The following is a 22,391-nucleotide window of genomic DNA, read 5'->3' as shown; positions in this document are numbered from 1 at the left end:
TACCTGAAGTACGAGTTTCTTCGTACTGGTGCTAGGTTCGTCTCGACTCGTACAACTACGAGAAATTTCGAACTGGGTGGTGCAGGTGAAGCGAGCAGTCGAACAACGGGATCTCAGATGGTCCGTGGCGGCAGCGCTGACGGTCGTGTCGGTGTTCGTGCTGTCCAACGCGCCGACGCCGCTGTATGTCGAGTGGCAGCGGGAGTGGGGCTTCTCTTCAGGGATGCTCACGATTATTTTCGCCTGTTACATGGTGGGCCTGGTGGGGACGCTGGTTGTCGCAGGGCGGCTCGCGGACCGGTACGGGCGTCGCCCGGTCTTGATCCCCGCGATGCTCGTCGCGATCCTGTCCGGTGCGCTGTTCCTGCTGGCCCAGGGAGTGCTGTGGCTCCTGGTCGCCCGCCTGCTCGCCGGCATAGCCGTCGGCGGAGCAGTGACGGCAGGGATGGCCGCGGTGGTCGACGTCGCCCCGACCTCCCGCAAGCGAGCCGGAGGACTCATCGCGTCCACCGCCATGGTGCTCGGTGCAGGTCTCGGCCCGATGCTGTCGGGCGTCACCGCGAAGACCACTGCCACACCGCAGCTGTGGACCTTCGCCATCATCACAGCGCTGAGCATCACAGCCCTGGCAGTCAGTACGGGGCTGCCACTGACACGGCCAGCGCACGCCGGACGCACACACGAGCGGCGCCTTCGCTGGCCGATGCCTCCACGTGATCGCCAGCGTGAGCTCCTGTGGGGTGCAGCGACTTTCGGGCCGGGCATCACCGCCACCTCTTTTGTGCTCTCGCTGGGGCCGTCGGTGCTAGCCGGACCTATTGGCGTGCCAGATCCCTTGATTGCCGGCGTCGTCGCCTGCGCCATGTTCCTGCTTGCCACTGGGATCCAGTTCGCTGCGGGTGGCCTCTCCACTCGCACGCATCTCGCGCTCAGCTCCATCGCCGCCGTGGCTTCGATGGTATTGCTCGCCGTCACTGTCACGGTGACGCCGTGGTGGCAGGCGTTCCTGGCGGCCGCGCTCCTCGCGGGAACCGCGCAAGGCCTGGGCCAGCTAGCTGGCCTGACGCTCATCGCCACGCGGATTTCTTCGGAGCGGCGCGCCGAGTCCAATGCCGCGCTCAACATCTCCGGCTACATTCCCGCCGGAGTGCTACCTGTGGCCACCGGGTACCTCGCGGATGCCATCGGACTCAGCAGCGCCGTGATTGTGTTCGCAGCGATCCTCGGTGCTGCCGCGCTGATCGCCCTCGTCGTGGTTCGCATCAGTACCCAGAACGACTCAACCCAACACGCACCGACGAAAGAGGATGACAAGACCATGCAGCCATCGACCCTGGTTATCGCCGCACACCCGGACCTGAAGAAGTCGCGAGTCAACGCCGCCTGGCTCCGGGCGCTCGAAAATGAGGAGCAGATCACCGTGAGGTCGTTGGCTGATGCGCGCGGGCCGCACGGCTTCGATGCCGCGACTGAACAGCTGGAGCTCTCCAAGCACGACCGGGTCGTCCTCCAGTTCCCGTTCCGCTGGTACAGCGCCCCGCCGTTGCTCGCCGAATGGCTCGAAGTCGCGCTGGAGCGCGGCTGGGCTTACGGCCCCGGCGGACACGCGCTGGAAGGCAAAGAGCTCACCATCGCGGTGTCCACGTGGTCGCGCGCTCGCGACTACGTGCCCGACGGCCGCTACGGACGAACGATGGACGAACTCACCTCCCCGTTCGCCACCACCGCTGCCAGGGTCGGCATGCGATATCGCCCAGGATTCTTCGTCCACGGCGTCGGGGACCTCAGCGACCCAGACGTGGAGGAGACAGCATGTGAGTACGCCAGCTGGGTGATCGAAGGTATCAAATCAAGGGGAGGCATCCGCGCAGAAGATCCGAAGAACGCAGGCCTCCGCACGGCAAGCGCAACTGGAGGTTGAAAGGACAAAGGTCTTGGTGATGCGGCAGCGTTCATGCGTCATCATGGGATGTCTCGTCCCGCCGACTGTTCACCTTTCTGAGTACGGATAATGGTTTGCGTCCACGAGGGCCGTCACCCGCTGAGTGTCGGAGACTGCCCCTAACGTGGACGCATGCAGGTTAGGTCCGAGACAGCGCGGGTGCTCATCACCGTGAAGGCGTCGCCGCAGCCATCAGCGAAGTACGGCGACACGGTGTGCGTTGCCGGTATCCGGGTGGATGGTGGGCGCGCTGAATGGATCCGTCTCTACCCGCTCCCTTTCCGATGGATGGGCGTCGAACAGCAGTTTAGGAAGTTTGACCTCATCGATGTCGAGGTGCGTCGCGAGGCCAAAGACACTCGACCCGAGAGTTTCAGGCCGGACATCGACAGCGTCAAGATCGTTAGGCATCTCGATGACTGGAAGGACCGGCAGCCCTACATGGAGCGAGTCATGCGCACCTCGACATGCGCGCTGAGCGCCGCGGCTGCCGAGCGTCATGACGCGCCTTCGCTCGGAATGGTCACCGTAAAGTCCGTCGAGCGACTGAAGATCGAGTCGTTCAGCGAGTGGACCGAAGCGCAGAAGGCACGCATCGCAGCCGCCGCAAACCTGGCACCGTTGTCACTCTTCGGAGATGTGACGAAGACACCTGCCGAGTTGAAAGCGCCTAGATTCGTTGCCCGCTATGAGTATTACTGCACGGCTGATGGATGCCCGCGCCACGTCGGCCAGATCCTGGACTGGGAACTCACGGCTCTACAGAGTCGCTTGCACCGCGAGCCCGAGGCCAGCGCCATCGCGCAGATCGAGCAGAAGTTCCACACACAGATGTTCGCGCCAGGTCGACAAACGTCGTTCTTCATGGGCAACTTCGAGGATGCGCGCAAGCGACACAGCTTCAGCGTTCTCGGCGTGTACTATCCGCCGGAAGGCATCGCTACCAGCGTCGGTTTGTTCGATCTAGACCAAGACTGAGGTGTCAACTTCTCCAACTGCGGCAATTACTTGCTCGCGGTGGCAGCGCGCCTGGTCAGCTTCGAAACACAGGACGGCAACGACATGCTCCTCGGCCAGGGTGGCGAGTTCGCGCACCGCGTCGGCGCCGTCGCCCTCGCTGAGTAACTCCCGGTAATGGGCGCGTGCCATGATACCCGCATCCGACGCGGCGTCGGCGTAAGCAGATCGGTTCTCCTTCGGATTGCCGAGCCGGCGGTCGTGGACATAGCGGATGCCTGCTGCCGACAGCGCTTCGGACAGCGCTCGCTTGGAGAGGCCCGGCTTGCGAGACAGCGGGGTGAGCCTGACATCAACCAGCACCTCGACGCCCTCCGTCTCGAGACGCGCGACCACCTGGTCGACGCTGAGCCCCTCATATCCGACGCCGATCATTTTGCGTTCCTTTCGGTTTGAGCGACTACGTGCACGCTGTGCCCTGACTCGACATGTTGTTGAGCATGTTCGCGCACCGCTTCGCGCAACGAACTCTTCCCCGCACGCAACACATGTGTGTGTCCGACCGCGTCGACGGAGCTGCTCCAGTCGCACTTGCCGAGCAAGCGTCAACAGCGCCTCATCACTCCGAGCGACAAGCTTCATGAAACAAATATATCTGTTACATCAAACCCCTGCTACGAGTGAGGGTTTCCTGGACTGCTGCCAACAGCTCTGCCGTCGGGCGTGTCTCATGCTCTATCGCGTATAGCGGTCGTACTCTGGCCGCGTCAGGTTCACGTTCTCCAACTGAACACACGTCGCGAGATCGGAGAGCAGATGAAGCTGACCAAGTGGCAGCCACGGTCCACCACCGCGGCTCCGCGCGCGCAGGTAGAGTTCAAGCGCCGCGGTGTCGTCGAGAGGCTGGACGCTGCCGATGTGCTGGACGTCGCTTTCGAAACCGTGGATCGGGTGCGGGTGCCGAAGTCCTGGAAGCACAAGACCAACTACACGGGCTTCTACTGGGCTGCGACAACTGGGAGTCACGTCTGGTTCGAGTCGCTGTATGAGATGGCCGCCTTGATGCGCGTCGATCGTGATCCGACGGTGCTCGCGATTTCCGCGCAGCCGTTGTGGATTCATTGGGCCGGGGGAGGAGTCCAGCGTCATGCCCCTGACTTCTTCGTGCGGTTCCGTGATGGCAGAGCCGCTCTGGTGGATGTGAAGCCTGCGCGGAACATCAAGCCGGAGGATGTGGTGGCGTTCGACCGGACACGGGGTCTGTGCGACAGCTTCGGTTGGGAGTACTTCGTCGTCGATGACATCAGCGAGGAAGAAGCCCGGAATCTCCGGTTCCTGTCCGGCTATCGTTACGCGCGCTGGAGTGAGGCGCGGTGCGTTGAGTTGCTGCACGAGCACGTGGGGAAATCGGCACGACTGTCAGTGTGGGCGGATTTGCTGCGTGATGTATTCCCGGAACCGTTGGGAGCGGTTTATTCGGCGCTGTGGTGGCGGGGCTTGGTGTTCGATTCGTCGCGTCATTTGTCACTGGCTACGACGGCGAAGGCGGCGTGAGCATGCGGGTCGGCATCGGGACAAGGCTGACTTGGGGTGATGAGTCGTTCATTGTCATTGCAGTCGATTACCGCCATGCGGTCCTGCGGTCTCTGACGGCCGACTTCACGCGTCACGTCGAGATCGAAGAGCTGATCCGAATGCCAGAGGTAGCCTGGCAGTTCGACGAGCCCAGGGGAGCCGACGCCTCAGCGGGTCAGGTTCTGGATGGGCTCCCAGACGAGGAACGTGGCATCGTTGATGCCTGGGCGGAGCAGCTTTCGCGGGTGAGAGCTGAGGTCGAGGCTGGGAAGCCGGCCAAGTATTTCTTCGAGGACGTGCGGGTCGCAATGGCCCCGTGGGTGAAGGTCGAGTCTGTCGAGACGGTGCGCCGCAAGTTCCACAAATACTGTGCCGAGGGAATTCTCGGTCTTGTCGATCGCCGCTTCTTGAACCGGGGGAAGGCAGGTATTGATCCACGGATTGGTGCCGCTCTGAGTGAACTCGGCGCTGCCGGCAAGACTCGGTCCTCGGGCACGGTCAACCGGACGGTGGATCGCTTGCGGTGGATTCTGGAGGAGGACTACGGCGACGAGCTTACGGTGCCGAGTGATCGCACCCTGTACCGGTTAATCCGCTCGCATCCGACGGCAAGCAAGCTGAGTGGGTCCGCGCGCGCAAGGCAGATCGCGGCGAATAAGCCTGACCGGACATTCGGGATGCACGGCTCGTTGCGCCCGGGAGATCACGTGCAGATCGATTCAACCGTGATTGATGTTCCATCGCAGTTGCTGGACGGACGGCTCAACCGCGCGGAACTGACGATCATCCATGATGTGGCGTGCCGGTCGATCATGGCCGGGGTGGTGCGCGCGATTTCCACCAACGCTGCGGATCTCGCTGGTGTGCTCGCACGGGCACTGACGCCGTATGACATGCGGCCGCCGGGCGCGCGGGAGCAACGGGAACGGGTCGCGGCGACGTGGGCGGGGCAGTTCGCGATCGACCAGGAGCGTCTGGACCGCTACCGGCTCGCGCAGCCGTACATTTTTCCGGAGAAGATCACGACCGACAACGGCAAGATCTACCGGTCTGCGGCGTTCCGCCGAGGGTGCGAACGCGCCGGGATCACTCTGATCTTCGCCTCTAAGGAAACCGCGACGGACAAGCCGCACGTGGAGCGCACCTTTGGGACCATGGCTACGCGATTCGTGCAGTACCTGGAAGGGTTTACCGGCGGCTTCGTCGAGCGACGCGGACGGGACGAGCCCACCGACCGCGCGCTGGCGCTGAATCAGCTGCAGGAGTTGCTGGAGGATTGGATCGCGATCGAATGGCAGAACCGGCCCCACGAAGGGCTGACCGACCCGATGCTTCCCGGGCGGGCGCTGACACCGAACGAGATGTTCCGCTCATATCGGAGGCTTGCCCCAGAGCTTCACGTCCCGTTCGGGCTAAACGAGTTCATCGGATTCCTGCCGGCGAAGACCTGCACCTTGCAGGATTACGGCATAAACCACGCGAACCGCGTGTACAACTCAAACCGTATAACCGAGTTGCGCGCCGCCGGCGCTGGGGGAGAAGGGGCGACTCGGCGGTGCGTGTTCCGGTACGACCCGCATAACCCACTGTACGTGTGGGTCGAGCACGGGGATGAGTTCGTACCCTTCCGCGCGGCGCGGGATTTTCTCGACGAACCGATGGGCGGGGAGATCTGGCAAGCTGCCCGGGACGCCGATCCTCTTGTGGACGACGCGACCCGAGCGGATGCCGCTCACCTGGCCGACCGGATGAAGCGCGCCCAGTGGGTCCGCCGTGGCAGTCCACGTAATCGGGAGGTGCGCGCAGCCGAGGTCGACCGTGATCCGATGCACATGACGAGCATCACCAAGTCGGTGGCTCGTGAAGAGGCCGAGGTAGAGGAGCCAGACGATGATGAGGTGATGTGGGAGCGCGGCGGCGGGTTCTCACTGCTCTCTGACGATGACGGCATGTGGGATCGGTTGACATGACCGCGGCGATGAACACGAGAGAGGGATGGGCAGCTTTTGTCGACGAGACCATCGACCCGCCTCTGCCGATGACACGGGAGGAGCTGGAAGGTCTCTCGCCGGGGGAACGGGCGCTCAATCGCGAGGCGCGCAAGCAGTTCATGGTCCGAGGGTCGGTGGTGCACACGGCTCAGTTCGCAGCGATCGAGGCAGAGATTCGCCGCCGCCTGATGTTGAATCAGTACAAATCGCACGGCAAGCTCGGCGTGATCGTCTCAGGCGAGCCGAACATCGGTAAGACGACCACGGTCAGCCAGATCGCACGCCGGTTCGAGCGTCGTAGGCGGGACGTCGGCCGGGCGGGACGCAACACAATCCCGGTGATCTACGTGTCAGTGCCGCCGTCGTGCACCCCGAAGCTGATGCTTGGTGAGTTCGCACACTTCCTCGGCCTGCCCGAGCGCCCTCGGTACAACACCGGCGAACTGATGAACACCATCGCCACGGTCATCGCGAACTGCGGAACCGAGCTGATCATCGTCGACGAGATCCACAACCTGAACCAGAAGTACCGGCAGATGGCCGAAGCTTCCGACACCCTCAAACAACTCTCCGAGAAATGCCCCGGAACTTTCGTCTACGCTGGCGTCAACGTCGAGGCCAGCGGCCTGCTTCTCGGAACCCGGGGACGGCAAATCAGTAGCCGCTTCCAGATCATGCACCTGGAGAAATTCCCCCGCACAGGGAAAGGGAAACAGGCTTGGGCGAACCTGCTTGTCGCAGTCGAGGGATCTCTCGGATTGCTCGAGCAAGAGTCCGGAGCCATACTCCGACACGAGCGCGAGCTGCACGACGCGACGGGCGGGATCATCGGGGACCTGACTAGCACCCTGCACATGCTCGCCATTGACTCGATCGATTCGGGAACGGAGCGCCTCGACCTGGACTCGGTCTTCGGCGGGAACTCGGCACCCGCTCCGGTCCTCACAGGAGCGACATGACGAGGATTGCGTCACCACCGGATCAGGTGCGATCACTTCCGATCGCGGTGCGACCACTCGCAGGTGAAACAGTTACCGGTTATCTTGCACGTCTCGCCAACGCCAACGCGCTCACCCCGCGGCTGCTGCGCCTCCATGTCACCGACATCGCCGGGATATCCCCCTACCGACCTGATCTTGAGCGCGCGGCGCCGTGGGCTGAGCGCCTCGGTGGCCTTCCAGCCGGCCACTTTGCGCGCGACATCCAGCGCAACTCGATGTACGTTCGCTGCCATCACCACGGCTGGGCGCCATACCAATGTCGAAACTGCGGATACACGCAACCTGCCAGGGCTGCGTGTCGGCGCTGCGCCCAGGGGGAGGAGACGACCGTCCACCGCCGCGGCGGCGCGGTCTGCAACCGTCACCGACGGTGGCACATCGAAGGCGGCGACCACGATCTGACGGCGTTCCCTGAGTACCTGCACGCCGAACGGTGCCTCTCCGGCACGCTCTGGAAACGCGGAATCGGACTCTCCACTGGCGAACTGCAACTCGCGGCGGTGCTCGTCGGCCACTGGACGATCGATACAGTGCTCAACGATCGCCTCCGCGCGCGTATGACGAGCTTCGGGATCGGTGCGGTAGACCAGGACACCGCGCTTCTCGTCGCATATCCGGAGATCGTCAGCCTCACCACCGTGCTCACCGATCCATCGTTCGCCAGCTACCTGCTCACGCCGCGGTTCAGCACGGCGCAACAGGTGTGGGCGCTGGAAGCCGCAGTGGTCACGATCATGCACGGCTCGACGACCCAACGCCTCCATGAGGTAGCCCAACAGATCGTGGCCCGCGGGAAGGCCGCGGTTGAGACCGCGTACGGCATGCGACAGCGAGCGACCAACAAACGTCCTGCTGCGCTCGAGAAGGCGCTCATCGCCTCATCAGATCGTCACCGCGCCTGCCTGTTACGGCATCTCAGTACCGTCCGAATCCAGGTGCTGCCTTACGAGCCCGGGGTCGCCGCTCCAAGGACGCGAGTGCTTGATCGCCGACGGCCGCAGCCCGATCCAGCGATATCGGGCTAGGGCATCTCGGTGCTACGGGCGGCTCTCTACCGCGGCATTTCGCGCTGAGGATTCGATGGCATCTAGGAGTTCGCCCAGCACGACTCGTAGCTCGTTGTACCCCTGTACGTAGAAGAGGCCATCCATCCCCGGGCGTTCTGCGTCGTCGAGATCGGCGACCACTTGCCGAGCTTCACGGATCGCGGCATCGAGATGTGTTTCCGTGCCGGGGAGCGTCCGAATCCACGTGTCGATGACTGTGAATCCGATCGGGGAGAAACCGTGTGCATCGACCCCGACATGGAACTGATGCCCGTCCGGACCGTGATCTCTGGCATGCGTGTGGCCGTGCAGGAGTGGGACCCCGTCATCCCAGCGTGGTCGGTGCTTTGCATGTCGATCGACGTCGTGTGAGTCTCCGGCATACGGATAGTGGGAAGCAAGGAGGCGGTATCCGCGACGGGTTCCCTCGATTACCTCGGGCAGGATCGTCCAGCCGGCCGTCTCGTACAGGGGGCGGAATCTCTCGACGGCTCGGTTCGATTGCGTTGCGGGGGACACACGATCGTGATTCCCCGGCACGAGAAAGCGGCGGCCGTTCAACTGCGAGGTGAGGTGCAGAGAATGCTCGATCGGGCCGAGCGCGAGATCTCCGAGGTGCAGCACGACGTCGTCGGGGCCAACGACCTCGTTCCAATGGCGGATCAGTTCGGCATCCATCTCATCGACCGAGTCGAACGGCCGACCTGCGAGTTCGCTAATCCGGGCGTGGCCGAAGTGAGTGTCTGACGTGACGTAGTCGACCTGGTCGAAGTCGAACTCGGAATACTGGCTCATGATTTCCATCCGCTCACTGGTCATGAATTAGGTCCGGCTCTATCAGGACATTAGCCCAGAGACGAGACACGACCGGGCATGTGTCGAGCTTCGATCGACGCAATGTCCGCTGTATGCGAAAGACTGGGCACAGCCCGCCTCTGGAAACAGTTTCTGCGCGGCGACGCTGTGCCTCTGGAAGGATACGAGATGGCGAAGATCCGAGTTCACGAACTCGCTGTGGAGCTGGGCTTAGATGTGAAAGCGGTGCTTCAGCGGCTGCGCGAGCTCGGCGAGTTCGTCAAGTCGCCCTCATCGACGATTGAGGCACCTGTTGCGAGGCGCGTACGGGCATCGTTCGGGATGCCCGCTCCGCGCCCCGGGCCGCCTCGTCCGTCTCCGGTCCGCCGTGACCACGTATCGCCCCACATCGATCGCCCCGATTTCGATCCGAGCACGCCATCGTCGCGTCAGTATGGGTGGAGGTCCGGTGCAGTAGCGCTACCGCACAGTGCTGATCTGGAAGCGAACATCAGTCGAGTCCGCTCGAGGTACCCGGTCCTGCAGGACCATATTGACGCGCTTCAGAGCCTCGGCTCACAGGTGGTGTACGCGGGATTCTGCAAGCAGGAGCGATTTCAAGGGTGTGCCATCGTTCACGTCCGCTTCAGCGGAGCGATCGAGGCTGGGTTTGGGTTCACTCGTGAGGTGATGATTTTCTATTCCCCGCACGAGGACCTGCAGGGGCGTACTTTCCAAGCTGCGGCGCGAGAGCTCAAGACGACGAACCGTTCGGTAACACCAGATATCTTCTTCCTGTGGTCTCCGGATCAGCGGTTGCGGGTCAAGTTGAATGACTGGTCGCGCCCGGCCAAACTCGCTATCCCATTGCTAATCGATGACGAGGATGAGCTGTCATTGATCACGCTTCTCCGCGACTACATCTACGCCCGTGACCTCTTCTACATGACGACACCTGTGCACGGTGCGAGCTTCTTCGGACGGAGGACCCTGTTGCAGTCGCTGCGGGATGACGTATTCAATCAGCAAGTCACCGGAGTGTTCGGGCTTCGCAAGTCCGGTAAGACGAGCATTTTGAAGCAGCTGCAGGAAGAACTGCAAGAAGACAAGGTCGTCACCGTTCTCATGGACCTGGAGGCATTTCCCTCCCCACCAGAGGACCCGACTGACGACATAGTGAGTGATCTACGCAGACGTCTCGTTGAAGAGCTAAAGGTGCACAAGCTGCACACCCGGGAGCTGTCTCAGCTCTCAGAACGTCCGAGCATTCTCGAGCTGAAGAACGCGCTCCAGGTGGTCCTCAAGCGACTTCACAAAGAGGGACACCGGATCCTTGTGCTTCTCGATGAGATCGAGTATCTGACGCCGGCGGATCGGATCGACATCGCTGAAGGTGACATGCCGCGTGTGGCACAGTTCCTTTCGGCTCTGCGAAGTGTCGTCCAGGAGTCCGAAAACTTCACCTTTGTGCTTTCAGGTCTTACGAGTGCCATCGTCGAAGGTGGCCGGCTGTATGGGCGTCCCAACCCGCTGTTCTCCTGGGCGAAGGCAGTGTATGTCAAACCATTGGAGCGTGAAGAAGCGGACGTGCTTGCAAGCACAGTCGGCGGGAAGATGGGGGTTCAGATTGAACCCGGGGCTCTGGAGGCCTTGCACGAGGCGTCTGGCGGGCATGCCTACCTTTACCGCAATCTGAGCTCAGCAGTCGTCCAGCATCTACCGACCGACGTCTTCCAACGTACGATGACACGCGCGTCCGTTCTGTCCGAGATCAGCGACTGGAAAAGCCGTGTGCAAGGCAACATCGAAGAGATTGTTCAGCACGTCAAGCGTTACTATGCCAACGAGGCAGTGATGCTCGATGTCCTAATGGAGAGCACTGCAGACTTCAAAGAACTCGCTGCGAGTGAGCACGTTGCCGTCCGCCGGTTGAAGGATCTGGGGTTGATCCAGGAACACGACGGGAACTTTGAGATCAGCGTCATTTTGGAACTCGTGTGACTGCTGCGAATTATGCCGATTGGGTGCAAGGGATCCATCGCAAGGCGTCCCAACTGCGGATCCTGTTCTTGCAATTGGGAAGCAGTAATGAGCCCGCACGGCGAGCGTTGATCGCCTCAAGCGCGAATGTTCAGACGGTCCATGACTATCTTCTTACAGGCGTAACAAGTGACACAGACGGGCCGTTGGTGATTGACCGGCTAGAGGCACTAAGACATCCGGTTGCTGCCAGCAAGATGGGCGCACTCCGGGAGCGAGTATTCAGAGACGTCGACGCTGGCCATAGCGTTGTTCTGGTCTCGCGAGCCCCGCGGATCGCGTTTCCTCCGGTGGTTGGCAGCGCGCTCATCGACGATGCGGGCCTCGCACACGCACCAACACTCAAATACCCTGGAGCCGCCTACTGGCCGGTCTGCGTGGAAGATGGCGTCTCCGCTGACGAGGCCTTGTATCAGGCGCTCACCGAGATCGGCACCGACCTGTGCGCGTCACTCGATCGCGTCGTCTACGAGAATCTGTTGACCGAAGAGGACGCGCTTGGAGCATTTAGTGCCCGAGAACTTGAAGCGTTCGATGGTTCGAGCCTGACCGCGCATGATGGTGCGACTCGAGCATGGAACTTCCCCAAGTATCTCCTCCCGCTAAAGAAGGCCCTGGATAACGTACTCGCGGATGCGCTGGACCCCCAAGAACAGCTGGCGGACGTCAGCGCAGGCTTGTGGAAGATTGAACGAATCATCCGTCAGGCAGTTCGTCGCCGGGCTATCACTGCCTGGGGCGAGACATGGCGAACACAGTGTTTAAACGGTGACCTTCCTTCGAAGGTGCTCGAGCGTGCAACCGAGTCCGCGTATCTTGGTGCTGTGTCGCTCAAGCAAGTACGAGATCCACTGGAGTGGTTATCGCTCGGCGAGTTACTTCAATTAAAGGATCGGATCGAGATCGGCGATCTAGGGCTCACACCAGTGCACTGGAAGCAGTTCGGTGCTCAAGTGATGCCCATACGCAACAGGCTCGCGCACATGCGAAGCCTCCGGCCGGAAGACGCCGTTGAAGTGACCAAATGGCGACGAGTCCTGGAGCTACGTGTTTCGAGCAGCTAGCCGGGCTCCGTGCGGCGGCGTCTCGCCCGTGGACGGCGCTTGTCCGACGTCAGCCCAGTTCTAAGCGCGTCGAGGGAAGAGGCTCCGGTTCGCGGTTGAAGGCGCCTGAGGAGCGAGCCTCGTATGCTCGACACATGACATCCTCGGCCACGGTGCTCTACATCATGCTCGCGTCTCCTGGCGATGTCGGAGACGGACGCGAAGCCGTGCTGCGAGCGATAACGGGCTGGAATGAAGCACACACTCGGACGCGCGGCGTGGTCGTTGTCCCGTTGCGTTGGGAGTCGGTAGCGCCACAGGCAGGGGACCACCCTCAAACCATCATCAATGCTGCACTCCTTGATAACGCCGATGCTCTAATCGGCATCTTCGGCAGTAGGGTCGGAACGGCGACCCCCACGGCAATCTCTGGGACGGTCGAGGAGGTCGATCGCGCGATCGTCGACGGCAAGCGTGTGCACTTGTGGTTCTCGACGGCCCCTCATCCGAACGAGGTTGATCTCGAGCAACTCGCGGCGCTACGCAGTTTTCAGGAAGACCTGAGACAGCGAAGCCTGTATGGCACTTATGCGAATGCAGAGGACTTGGTGGTCCACGTCTGGAGAGCCATCGAGAGCGACATAGATGCTCTCGGTTTGGGCGTCCCTGAAACGACGGTGCAGCGCTCAGGAGCTCAGCTAGTCGTCCAGGCCGGTAGCGAGAACGTTGCGGAACAGGACAGTCGGGGTCGCCTAAAGAATCGAGTGCGGCGGTTCATCGAACTGACGAATGCTGGCGACGTAGATGCGGTGGATCTCACGGTGCGCGCCGGGGATAGGGAAGCAAACCTGCTTTACGACGGCGACCGCCCTCGAACCCTACACGCCGGCCAAACTCAGAGATTCAGGTATGACCTGAGCATCGCCGATGGCATCCCGACAAGCGCAATGGTGAGGTGGGTTGAAGGCAGCCAGGAACGCGAGCGAGCGTTCGACATCTGAGCCTCCTACTTGCGCGTCGGAGCCGTGAGACTCGCAGGTAGATTCTCGGCTTCACGCGCAGTTCGATCTTCGGCGAACTACAGGTCTACTGTCGTCGCTTGGACGGAGCTGTTGGCACTGCGCTGACCGAGACCAACGACATTCCGAGGAAACTAAGAACAAGATCCCCGGCGAAAACTACAGATTCAGTGTCCCCGGACACTCACGTAGTTGGCGGAGCGTCTCACGAAGCTGTCGAAATCTCATGAAGCGCGTCGGACAAGGTGCAGCGGTGGAGCCATCTCCCCACCGAAAACGATCGTTTACGGCAAGGTGAAATCCTGAGCCTTGAGCAGGCTCCAGAAACGTGTGCCGTATGTGGGTTTCGACGGACTTTTCAGGCGGGACGGCGAAGACCAGGTTCGCCTCGTCGATTGGTGGCGAGTCGAGGCCACGCTAGGCACTTTCGTCAGTCTGGCGGCGCATGTCGCTCGGGGGCGCGATCAGCCCTGGGCACGTCGACCGACGGCGGCTTCGGCGACGACATGGTCGATTCGACTCGCCCGTGTCACGTCTCGAGCCGCAGAGACGATCCACCACAACATCTGTTTGCGGGCACTGGGGGAAAGCCGTCCCAGTTGCTTCGTGCCTGCGGGTTCCGATCGAGCGCCGCTGTCAGTTGTGGTGGCTCCTGGAGATCCTCGACCTGATCCGTCCCACGCCACGAGATACCACCGACGCCCGGCTGTGACGAGCTGATGCGGCTCGACATGCCGCCTGCTTCGAGCTCGTCACCTTCGACGCCTACAACGCCGAGACCCTCGATGCGGCCGAAGTCTGGGGCCGGATCCTCACCGATCTGGAAGCCTCCCTGTGCCTGATCCGCCAGCCCGAAGGTGAGATCCTCACCGTCGCCGCCGATCTCCGGGACGTCTCCCGCGGATCGATCGGACGCATGGCGAAGGCGATCCGAAGGTGCGCCTTGCACCTCGCGAGGCTCGACGTGACCCTTACGGCCATCGCGCCCGGCTACATCGTGCAGCAGGTGAAATCGAAGTTCGGTGCGCTGAGCTTCTACGCACAACCATTCGACGACCCCTCGAGCTTCGACGAGGACTTCACCGACGCGATTCGCGCCGCGGAATGGGAGAGCATCGAGACGTGCGAGGAATGTGGCAGTCCAGCGAGACAGTACGTGATCCAGATGTGGGTCTCGACGCTATGCGCTGAGCACGCTATTGCCGAGAGCAGTTGACGTCCCCGCAGCGCGATTCGCCGGCGGCGGTTGGATTGCCCGGCGTAAATACGGTTTAGGAGCCCCCGGACTGGTCTCAACGATCTGTAGCCCTCGTCCTGCAGGATGCTGACTTCGTGCGCGACCCTACCGTCCGGGCTAGCGCCTCGACACGGGCGCGCCCGGACTCGGAGGAGGAGCCTCGGTCGCGGCGGTCAGAGCGTCCCGATGGTGACGCACGCCTCGAGGTCACCCAGCACGACAGCTCTTGTGTCGTTCGGCTCGAGCCCGAGGACGCGTGCGAGTTCGAGCGCCAGAGCGGCATGCCCGGCCTCGCTGGGGTGGAAAGGATCGTTCAGGAGGCCCCAGGCGACACCGCCCCCTCCATACTCGGCGAACCGCGCGTGCTGATCGACGATTATCGTCTCCTCCTGCGTCGCCACTGCGCGGATCAGTTGAGCGAAGTCGCCGATCCGCGCGCGTTCCGGTGCGTTGGCGACATCGACGGTGGGCGGGGTCTGCAGTACGGGCACGGCGCCGAGGGCGCGGACCCGGGTGGCGAACTCGCGGATCGATGCGCCGAACTCTCCCGGCTCGATGATCGGAAACACCCCCTCTGTTGAGCAGTCATTTGTCCCGATCATGAGGGTCACTACCTGCGGGTTCCACACAGCGACACGTCGGTCGAAGTCGTCGAGGATCTGCACGGCTCGCCACCCGCTGATGGCCGTGTTCACAACGACATCCTGCGCTCGCCCGAGCTCGCCGCGGATCAGTTCGTGCAGGTGCTCTGGGTAACTGCGTGCACCCTGCGTGTGGACGATACCCTGCGTGATCGAATCGCCAGTGAAGACCCAGTTCAGTGGAGCGGGTGAAGAGAGTGCGTCGCGTAGGCGAGCCAGATCAGCGGTCATGATTGGGGTTCCTCTCGACGCGGAGCCGTTGTGGGCAATGGGGTTCGTCTCGCGATACAGGCTTTCATGAAAATTCTGACACATCGGTATCTCAATAAATACTTGACATTAAGAGCAAAATGGCCAATTATCAAAGCGAGCTGGCATAAATAATGATCGCTCGAACGGGACGTGGAGGGCAAGAAATGAGTCGAGGAGCGGTGATTCCTGTCGGGAGCGCTGACGCAGATGCTCCGACGGCGGTCGCGGTTCAGCGAGGCCGGGCGGAGATTGTCCGCCTCCTTCGTCGAGGCCTCGTGATTCCCGCGATGCCCTTGGCCCTCGATTCCGATCGTCGATTTTCCACGCGGCATCAGAAGGCGCTCGGCCGCTACTACGCGGCATCCGGCGCCGGTGGCCTCGCGGTCGGGGTGCACACGACGCAGTTCGAGATCCGCGACCCCGAGATCGGCCTCTTCGAGCCCGTGCTCGAAGTATCGGCGGAGGTGCTCGACGAGAATCCCGCGATGATGCGCATCGCCGGCGTGGCGGGCAGTGTGGCCGAGGCAGTGGCCGAGGCGGAGACCGCAGCGCGACTCGGCTACGAGGCGGTTCTGCTTTCGCCCCCTCGGTACGCGGAGACTTCCGACGAGGACATGATCACCAGGGCGCGGGCCGTGGCCGAGGTGCTGCCGGTCATCGGCTTCTACCTGCAGGAGGCCATCGGCGGTCCGCGGCTGTCTCCGACCTTCTGGCGCGAGTTCGTTGAGATCGAGAATGTCGTCGCCGTAAAGGTCGCTCCCTTCGATCGCTACCGGACACTCGATGTGGTCGAGGCGGTGCTCAGTTCCGACCGTGCCGAAGACGTCGCCCTCTATACCGGCAATGACGACAACATCGTCGGAGACCTCTTCACCCCGTTCGAGAGCCCGCAGGGCACGCGGTGGTTCGACGGCGGACTCCTCGGGCAGTGGGCCGTCGGCACGAGAGCCGCGGTGCGCCTGCTCGACACGGTGCGGGCGGCGAGGGAGGGTGACAGCGAGGCCGCGTCGACCGTCATCGGATACGCTCCGCAGCTCACGGCACTGAACGCCGCCGTCTTCGACGTCGCGAACGACTTCCGAGGATGCATCGCCGGAGTGAACGCGATCCTGCATCGGCAGGGATTGCTGCCGAGCGGGCTGTGCCTGGGAAGCTCAGAAGTGCTCTCGCCCGGGCAGGAAGAGCTCATCGCGCAGGCGCACGCCCGTTATCCGTGGTTCGCCGACGATGAGTTCATCCAGGCGCACCGAGATGAGTGGTTGAGATAGCAGGACCGAGGCGGCATCGTCGCGGCGAGAGACCCAATGGAGGACACATGAAAATCACACGCAGACTGACCGCCGTCGCAGGAATCGGTGCGGTCTTCGCGCTCACCGCCTGCGCCACCGGATCCGGCGCTCCGGCAGAGACCGCCGTCGCAGGCGAGGACGTCGTCCTCCGCTACGGCATGTGGAACGTGAATCAGGAGCCCACGTTCCGGGCCATCGCCGACGCGTTCGAGGACGAGAATCCCGGCGTGACCGTCGAGATCGAGCTGACCCCGATCAGTGAGTACTGGACGAAGCTGCAGACGTCAGTTCAGGGCGATTCCGCACCGGACGTCTTCTGGATGAACCACCTCAATCTGCCTCTGTACGCGAGCAACGGCGTGCTTGCGTCGCTTGACCAGACGATCGAGGCCGAGGGCGTCGACACCTCCGAGTACCCGGAGTCGATCCTGACGTCCTACCAATGGGAGGATGCCCAGTACGGGCTCCCGCAGGACCTGGACACCATCGGGCTCTGGTACAACAAGTCGCTCTTCGACGTCGCGGGCGTCGAGTACCCCACCGCGGACTGGACATGGGATGACGTGGAGAGCGCGGCAGTGGCTCTCACCGATCCCGCGCAGGGCGTTTTCGGCATCGCATCCAGCGTCGACTCCCAGTCGAACTACTACAACACCGTGTATCAGGCGGGCGTCGAGGTGCTCTCGGCCGACGGCACGAGCAGCAACTGGGCCACCCCCGAAGCCCACGCCGGTATCGACTTCTGGCGCGGTTTCATCGACGCCGGCCAGTCGCCGACGGTGGCTCAGCTCGCTGAGACGCCGGCGCATCAGCTCTTCCCCAGCGGCAAGCTCGCGATGTACTACAGCGGTACGTGGAACGTCGGGCCATACACCGACGACCCGGCGCTCGTCGACATTATCGACGTCGCACCACTGCCGGCCGGCGAGCGCGAGGGCGCGAGCGTTAACTCGCTCGTGTCGGCCGTCAACGCCAAGTCCGCGAACGTCGACATGGCCGCGCAATTCGCGGCGTTCACCGCATCCGAGACAGCAGCGCAGATCCGCATCGACCTGCAGGACAAGGCGCCCGCCTTCGGTGAGACGTGGCGGGACTGGGCAGTGAACTCGCCGTTCGCTCTCACCGAGCTCTACGAGGAGTCGCTGGCCGCCGCCTTCCCGCTCCCGGCGACGCTCAACACCGCGGAATGGACGAGCATCGAAGTCGACGCGATGACGAAGATCTTCGCGGGCGAGGTGCCAGTCGACACCGGGCTGGATCAGTTGGCCGTCGAGGTGGACAAGGTCCTGAAGGCCGCCAAGTAGTCACTCGGGGGATGCGAGGTACACCCTCGCATCCCCCGCACCTGCTCAGAAGAATGGAGAAGTCGTGTCGCGCACGCGCAGGCCCCGTCGGTACCGCCCGGGGCACATCCTGTGGGGCTATCTGATGATCGCACCGCTGGGCATCGGCCTCGGGATCTTCTATCTCTGGCCGGTCGTGCAGAGCATCATCTTCAGCTTCACCGAATGGGGCGCATTCGGCGGCCAGACCTGGGTGGGCTGGGATAATTTCCTGCGTCTCGCTGGCGATGCCGAGTTCTACAGCACCCTGCGAAACAGCGCGCTCTACACGCTCGGGGTGGTCGTCTCGGTGCCCATGAGCATGGTCATCGCGGCGATGCTCAACCGACGCGGCCTGCGCGGCCGCTCGGTCTACCAGGTGCTGTACTTCGTTCCGATGGTGACCATGCCCGTCGCCATCGCCATCATGTGGCGCTGGATCTACAACGGCGACTTCGGAGTGCTCAACGCCGCGCTCGGCGCCGTGGGCATCCCCGGCACGAACTGGATCAGCAACGGCGACACGGTGATGATCGCGATGGTCGTCGTGGGCATCTGGTCTGTCATCGGCTACAACGTCGTGATCCTGTCGGCAGGTCTGCGAGGCATCCCCCCGGAAATCTACGAGGCCGCATCCATCGACGGCGCCGGAGGGGTGCGTCAGTTCTTCTCAGTGACCGTGCCGCTGGTCAGCCCGACCACGTTCTTCCTCACTGTGATCACGATCATGCGCTCGATCCAGATCTTCGATCTCGTCTTCATCATGATCGGTCGGATGAACCCGGCCCTGCCGGAGGCGAAAACGATCGTGTACCTCTTCTTCGAGAAGACGTTCCAGCTCAACGACAAGGGGTACGGCGCCGCGATCGCGGTCGTCCTGCTCATCCTCATCATGCTGCTGACGCTCGTCCAGTTCGCCATGCAGAAGAAGGTGGTGCACTATGCGTAGTCCCGCGGACCGGAGCACCAGGAAGCCCGGACCTAAGACCAAGGCCGTGGCTGTGTCGGCGGTGAGTCACACCGTCCTTGCAGCCGGTGCAGTGCTGATGGTGTTCCCCTTCCTCTGGCAGGCGCTCACCAGCTTCAAGACCTACGGCGAGTCGATCCTCGTGCCGCCGACGATCCTGCCCGAGACCTGGGACTTCGCGAACTACGCCGAGGTGTTCGAGGTGCTGCCGTTCGGCCAGATGTTCGTGAACACCGTGCTCATGACGCTCGGCCGCACCGTCGCACAGCTGGTCTTCTGCGCGCTCGCCGCATACGCATTCGCCCGGTTGCGTTTCCCCGGGCGGGACTTCTTCTTCATCCTGTTCCTGTCGGTGCTGATGGTGCCCAGCGAGCTGTTCCTGCTGCCGCAGTTCCAGATCATGGCGAGCCTCGGATGGCTGAACACTCTCCAGGCGCTCATCGTGCCCGGCATGTTCAACGCGTTCGGCACCTTCCTCCTCCGTCAGTACTTCCTGACCCTCCCCGTCGAACTCGACGAGGCGGCAGAGCTGGACGGATGCAATCCGTGGCGTTCCTTCTGGCACGTGACGCTTCCGCTGGCAGGACCGGCCCTCGTGACGCTGGCCGTGCTCGCCGTCCTCTACTCATGGAACGACCTCATGTGGCCGCTCATCGTCAACACCCGCCAAGAGATGATGACGCTCACTGTCGGCCTGGCCACGCTCCAGGGCGACCAGATCACCGACTATCCCGTCATCATGGCGGGCAGTGTCCTGGCGACCATTCCCATCCTCCTCGTGTTCATCCTCTTGCAGCGCCGCGTGATCGAGGGCATTGCCTTCAGCGGCCTCAAGGGCTGAACCGGGGACCTTACGAAAAAGGGACGACGATGTTTCGACGATGGACCACCCTCGGCGCCGTGGTGCTCGCCGCCGCCCTGATCGCGGGCACCGCGCCCGCCGTCGCGACGGCCGGCGGCACGACGCAGGCGACACTCGACAGGCAGGACCGCCTCGACGAGGTGACGGACGGCGTGATCGCCGAGGCCGATGCCTTCCAAGCGACCATGTACGAGCGGCAGCCGGTGGTGACCGCGCGCAGGTTGATGAGCGTCGTCGCCCATGAGCTCGCCGAGCACAACGATCCGGGTGCCGCGTGGGATGCTCTGCAGCTCGTCTTCGACCACCAGATCATGGACCCATCCGACCCCGCCTACGGCGCCCTGCCGCAGGAGATCTGGGGTAACTGCTGGTACGGGGTCGAGTGCCACCAGTTCAGCGTCGCGCCCAGCACGCCGACCGTCGCCGGAGCTGCGGCCGTGCTTGAGCGCAGTGCCGCGCTCGCCGCAGGCCCGCACGTCCTGAGCTTCGACATGAAGGATTCGGTCACGGCCGTCCAGGCGAATTATCACGCCTTCCAGGCGCTGGTCGACGGTGTCGTGGTCTGGGAACGGGACGTCGCTGGAGGGACGAAGGACTGGGAACACGTCGACGTGGACGTCACGTCGCGCCTCGTCGGACAGACCGATGTCGCGGTGTCGTTCCGGCTGCTGGAGAAGCGCGGTGTGACGAACTTCCCCGTCAAGGTGTCGCTCGACTCGGTGTCACTCTCGGGCACGACCATCGGCGAAGACGACGCCCCCACCACATGGACCTCCTCCCAAGTCGGCGCGGATGTCACTGTCGGCGTCGTTCCCAACGGCGCCCCCGAGATCAACGCCACATCGTTCTCGCTGCTCCTCGCGGCCGGATTCCTCAACACCCCGCAGCACTTCTCTCAGTTCACCACCGCGCAGCAGCAGACGATCCGCGACAGATTCACGCTCGCCGCGCAGTCGACGCTCGACGCCTCGCACGCGCAGCTCGGATATACCAACGCCCGCTTGCTGCGCGACATCCAGCTGATCCTGATCGGCCAGGGCACGGGCGACACGGCCCTGTATCAGGCCGGGATCGACAGATGGCGGGACTGGGTGGACTACACGAGGGAGTGGGGCATTCGCGAGTACGGCTCCACGGTGTACTACGGCATCGATCTCGGAGCGCTGATGATGGGCTACGGGTATGTGCAGGATCCGGCGCTTCGGGCCGAGTTCGGGAAGGCGCTGGACTTCTTCTGGTACGACATCGCCGCCACCTATCTTCCCGCGTCCGAGACGATGGCGGGTTCGTCATCACGGGAGTACGACTGGACCCACTCGAGCGGCCCTGCCTACTTCCTTCGCGTTGAAGGATGGCGCGATCGGCCCCTCGATTCGTACTCCGTCTTCAACTACCAGGTGATGGTCGCCTATCGGGGCGCGCATGTGTACCAGCCGACGACCGCGCACTGGGCGCTCGCCACGACCTCGCCCAAGGTCGTGGAGGCGAAGACCGATCCCAACCGCTTCCTCGATCGCTATGTCTTCATCGAAGACGGTCGGGCGATGGGCTCGACGAGCGAGACATTCACCAACGTCATCCCCGGCATGGGGGCGCCCACGCCATACGACAAGTCGATCAGCATCAGCGCGGTCGGTGCCGATCCTGCCGTGGGCACTGTCAGCTTCGTGCCGTCGGCCGGCACGGATCCCTACGGGAAGACCTACACCGGGTCCGCGCCGATCCACGTGCCGCTCCATCCGGTGGCCGTCCAGGAGCGTGGCGACCTGCTGACTCAGCTCGACTTGCAGCCGGCGGGTCTGCGTACCGCGTCGTTCGAGACGAACATCCTCATCCCGGCCGGCGCGTCCGCCGTGCTGCTCGATGGGGTGGCCGTCGGCACGTCGACCGTCGCTGAGGCGGCGGCGACGCTGACCTCCACCGTGACCGTGTGGGAGGGCGAGAGCTGCATCGCCGTTCGGATTCTCCGCGCCGACGGGATCGAAGGGCAGACTCCGCATGCGGCGCTCGTCGTAGATCAGTCGGGCCTGGACGTCGGGATGGCGCGGCTCGCGATCACGCAGTTCGAATCGACGGTCCGCACGGCGTTGACATCCGAGCGTGCGGCGGTGACGCTCTACGCGCGAACGGGGGAATGCACATCGCTCGCCGAGGCGCAGACCTTCGCATCCCAGACGGCGCTGGCCAAGATCTCGCAGCAGCAGTCGGCGACGGTGCACTCCTCCGCCGTGACGACCCCTGGCGGAGACCTGCTCCAGGTCGGGACCGACATCGTCGCGCGCGACCAGCTGTTCCGTAAGGTGAACGGCGTGGCCGTGCTGGCGCCGTCGATCCTCACGGTCAACGGCACGGACTACTCCGCTGTCCTCGATTGAGCACGATCGAGCATCGCGGCGAGGAGGAGAGGAAGAC

At 63.2% G+C, this 22,391-nt stretch carries 19 protein-coding genes; 15 read left to right on the top strand and 4 right to left on the bottom strand.

Features of this window, described 5'->3' with window-relative positions; all coding sequences use genetic code 11:
* Nucleotides 1-28 precede the first annotated feature (28 nt).
* Entirely contained in the window at nucleotides 29-1,921 is a 1,893-nt protein-coding gene (locus ACSU1G_RS18845; RefSeq protein WP_439281514.1) for an MFS transporter, read from the top strand.
* A 180-nt stretch (nucleotides 1,922-2,101) separates the two neighbouring features.
* A complete protein-coding gene (locus ACSU1G_RS18840; protein ID WP_439281513.1) occupies nucleotides 2,102-2,920 on the top strand; it encodes a hypothetical protein in 819 nt (272 codons plus the stop codon).
* Here ACSU1G_RS18840 and ACSU1G_RS18835 read toward each other — a convergent pair.
* Nucleotides 2,906-3,334 (bottom strand): DUF488 domain-containing protein, encoded by a 429-nt coding sequence (locus tag ACSU1G_RS18835; protein WP_439281512.1) that lies wholly within the window; start codon nucleotides 3,332-3,334, stop codon nucleotides 2,906-2,908. The genes ACSU1G_RS18840 and ACSU1G_RS18835 overlap by 15 nt on opposite strands.
* Nucleotides 3,335-3,715: 381 nt before the next feature.
* Between ACSU1G_RS18835 and ACSU1G_RS18830 the strand changes: the two genes are divergently transcribed.
* Genes ACSU1G_RS18830 through ACSU1G_RS18815 form a run of 4 tightly spaced genes read left to right on the top strand, consistent with a single transcriptional unit; the run spans nucleotide 3,716 to nucleotide 8,491 of the window.
* Nucleotides 3,716-4,453, top strand: a complete 738-nt coding sequence (locus tag ACSU1G_RS18830) for a TnsA-like heteromeric transposase endonuclease subunit (protein WP_439281511.1) — start codon at nucleotides 3,716-3,718, stop codon at nucleotides 4,451-4,453.
* Nucleotides 4,384-6,444, top strand: coding sequence for a hypothetical protein (locus tag ACSU1G_RS18825; protein ID WP_439281510.1), 2,061 nt, complete (start codon nucleotides 4,384-4,386; stop codon nucleotides 6,442-6,444). The genes ACSU1G_RS18830 and ACSU1G_RS18825 overlap by 70 nt, the downstream gene beginning before the upstream one ends.
* A gap of 8 nt (nucleotides 6,445-6,452) precedes the next feature.
* On the top strand, nucleotides 6,453-7,424 hold the full coding sequence (locus ACSU1G_RS18820; protein WP_439281509.1) for a TniB family NTP-binding protein: 972 nt from the start codon (nucleotides 6,453-6,455) through the stop codon (nucleotides 7,422-7,424).
* The gene (locus ACSU1G_RS18815) at nucleotides 7,421-8,491 is read left to right on the top strand and encodes a hypothetical protein (RefSeq protein WP_439281508.1); all 1,071 of its coding nucleotides are present in this window, start codon (nucleotides 7,421-7,423) and stop codon (nucleotides 8,489-8,491) included. Before ACSU1G_RS18820 ends, ACSU1G_RS18815 begins: the two co-directional genes overlap by 4 nt.
* 12 nt (nucleotides 8,492-8,503) lie before the next feature.
* Here ACSU1G_RS18815 and ACSU1G_RS18810 read toward each other — a convergent pair whose 3' ends face one another.
* Nucleotides 8,504-9,307 (bottom strand): hypothetical protein, encoded by an 804-nt coding sequence (locus ACSU1G_RS18810; RefSeq protein WP_439281507.1) that lies wholly within the window; start codon nucleotides 9,305-9,307, stop codon nucleotides 8,504-8,506.
* Between the two features lie 189 nt (nucleotides 9,308-9,496).
* On the opposite strand from ACSU1G_RS18810, the gene ACSU1G_RS18805 reads away from it, so the two are divergent.
* From ACSU1G_RS18805 to ACSU1G_RS18795, 3 genes are all read left to right on the top strand, one after another.
* On the top strand, nucleotides 9,497-11,308 hold the full coding sequence (locus ACSU1G_RS18805) for a translation initiation factor IF-2 N-terminal domain-containing protein (RefSeq protein WP_439281506.1): 1,812 nt from the start codon (nucleotides 9,497-9,499) through the stop codon (nucleotides 11,306-11,308).
* Nucleotides 11,305-12,411, top strand: coding sequence for a hypothetical protein (locus ACSU1G_RS18800; RefSeq protein ID WP_439281505.1), 1,107 nt, complete (start codon nucleotides 11,305-11,307; stop codon nucleotides 12,409-12,411). The genes ACSU1G_RS18805 and ACSU1G_RS18800 overlap by 4 nt, the downstream gene beginning before the upstream one ends.
* 134 nt (nucleotides 12,412-12,545) lie before the next feature.
* Nucleotides 12,546-13,391 carry a DUF4062 domain-containing protein gene (locus ACSU1G_RS18795; RefSeq protein ID WP_439281504.1) on the top strand — a complete coding sequence of 282 codons (846 nt, stop codon included), beginning with the start codon at nucleotides 12,546-12,548 and terminating at the stop codon, nucleotides 13,389-13,391.
* Between the two features lie 482 nt (nucleotides 13,392-13,873).
* On the opposite strand, the gene ACSU1G_RS18790 is transcribed toward ACSU1G_RS18795, so the two are convergent.
* Nucleotides 13,874-13,975, bottom strand: coding sequence for a hypothetical protein (locus tag ACSU1G_RS18790; protein ID WP_439281503.1), 102 nt, complete (start codon nucleotides 13,973-13,975; stop codon nucleotides 13,874-13,876).
* Between the two features lie 398 nt (nucleotides 13,976-14,373).
* Between ACSU1G_RS18790 and ACSU1G_RS18785 the strand changes: the two genes are divergently transcribed.
* A complete protein-coding gene (locus tag ACSU1G_RS18785; RefSeq protein WP_439281502.1) occupies nucleotides 14,374-14,625 on the top strand; it encodes a hypothetical protein in 252 nt (83 codons plus the stop codon).
* Nucleotides 14,626-14,819: 194 nt separating this feature from the next.
* Here the strand turns inward: ACSU1G_RS18785 and ACSU1G_RS18780 are convergent, their stop codons facing one another.
* A complete protein-coding gene (locus ACSU1G_RS18780; RefSeq protein ID WP_439281501.1) occupies nucleotides 14,820-15,518 on the bottom strand; it encodes an SGNH/GDSL hydrolase family protein in 699 nt (232 codons plus the stop codon).
* A gap of 200 nt (nucleotides 15,519-15,718) precedes the next feature.
* Here ACSU1G_RS18780 and ACSU1G_RS18775 point away from each other — a divergent pair, with 200 nt between their 5' ends.
* The 5 genes from ACSU1G_RS18775 (at nucleotide 15,719) to ACSU1G_RS18755 (ending at nucleotide 22,354) form a co-directional block, all read left to right on the top strand.
* Nucleotides 15,719-16,807, top strand: coding sequence for a dihydrodipicolinate synthase family protein (locus ACSU1G_RS18775; RefSeq protein WP_439281500.1), 1,089 nt, complete (start codon nucleotides 15,719-15,721; stop codon nucleotides 16,805-16,807).
* 47 nt (nucleotides 16,808-16,854) lie between these two features.
* A complete protein-coding gene (locus tag ACSU1G_RS18770) occupies nucleotides 16,855-18,132 on the top strand; it encodes an ABC transporter substrate-binding protein (protein ID WP_439281499.1) in 1,278 nt (425 codons plus the stop codon).
* Between the two features lie 64 nt (nucleotides 18,133-18,196).
* A complete protein-coding gene (locus tag ACSU1G_RS18765) occupies nucleotides 18,197-19,099 on the top strand; it encodes a carbohydrate ABC transporter permease (protein ID WP_439281498.1) in 903 nt (300 codons plus the stop codon).
* Nucleotides 19,092-19,958, top strand: a complete 867-nt coding sequence (locus ACSU1G_RS18760; protein WP_439281497.1) for a carbohydrate ABC transporter permease — start codon at nucleotides 19,092-19,094, stop codon at nucleotides 19,956-19,958. The genes ACSU1G_RS18765 and ACSU1G_RS18760 overlap by 8 nt, the downstream gene beginning before the upstream one ends.
* Nucleotides 19,959-19,987: 29 nt before the next feature.
* Nucleotides 19,988-22,354, top strand: a complete 2,367-nt coding sequence (locus tag ACSU1G_RS18755) for a hypothetical protein (RefSeq protein ID WP_439281496.1) — start codon at nucleotides 19,988-19,990, stop codon at nucleotides 22,352-22,354.
* The last annotated feature ends 37 nt before the right edge of the window (nucleotides 22,355-22,391 follow it).

It is taken from the genome of Microbacterium sp. A93 (assembly GCF_051842835.1).
The sequence above is the reverse complement of the archived record's forward strand: the minus strand, read 5'-3'. Positions and strand labels throughout refer to the sequence as shown.

What these genes read in the sequence shown, in the direction of transcription:
- ACSU1G_RS18755 (WP_439281496.1), top strand. Translation starts at nt 19,988, where the DNA reads ATGTTTCGACGATGGACCACCCTCGGCGCCGTGGTGCTCGCCGCCGCC.
- ACSU1G_RS18780 (WP_439281501.1), bottom strand. Translation starts at nt 15,518, where the DNA reads ATGACCGCTGATCTGGCTCGCCTACGCGACGCACTCTCTTCACCCGCT.
- ACSU1G_RS18810 (WP_439281507.1), bottom strand. Translation starts at nt 9,307, where the DNA reads ATGAGCCAGTATTCCGAGTTCGACTTCGACCAGGTCGACTACGTCACG.
- ACSU1G_RS18770 (WP_439281499.1), top strand. Translation starts at nt 16,855, where the DNA reads ATGAAAATCACACGCAGACTGACCGCCGTCGCAGGAATCGGTGCGGTC.
- ACSU1G_RS18795 (WP_439281504.1), top strand. Translation starts at nt 12,546, where the DNA reads ATGACATCCTCGGCCACGGTGCTCTACATCATGCTCGCGTCTCCTGGC.
- ACSU1G_RS18830 (WP_439281511.1), top strand. Translation starts at nt 3,716, where the DNA reads ATGAAGCTGACCAAGTGGCAGCCACGGTCCACCACCGCGGCTCCGCGC.
- ACSU1G_RS18835 (WP_439281512.1), bottom strand. Translation starts at nt 3,334, where the DNA reads ATGATCGGCGTCGGATATGAGGGGCTCAGCGTCGACCAGGTGGTCGCG.
- ACSU1G_RS18805 (WP_439281506.1), top strand. Translation starts at nt 9,497, where the DNA reads ATGGCGAAGATCCGAGTTCACGAACTCGCTGTGGAGCTGGGCTTAGAT.
- ACSU1G_RS18815 (WP_439281508.1), top strand. Translation starts at nt 7,421, where the DNA reads ATGACGAGGATTGCGTCACCACCGGATCAGGTGCGATCACTTCCGATC.
- ACSU1G_RS18820 (WP_439281509.1), top strand. Translation starts at nt 6,453, where the DNA reads ATGAACACGAGAGAGGGATGGGCAGCTTTTGTCGACGAGACCATCGAC.
- ACSU1G_RS18760 (WP_439281497.1), top strand. Translation starts at nt 19,092, where the DNA reads ATGCGTAGTCCCGCGGACCGGAGCACCAGGAAGCCCGGACCTAAGACC.
- ACSU1G_RS18790 (WP_439281503.1), bottom strand. Translation starts at nt 13,975, where the DNA reads ATGTTGTGGTGGATCGTCTCTGCGGCTCGAGACGTGACACGGGCGAGT.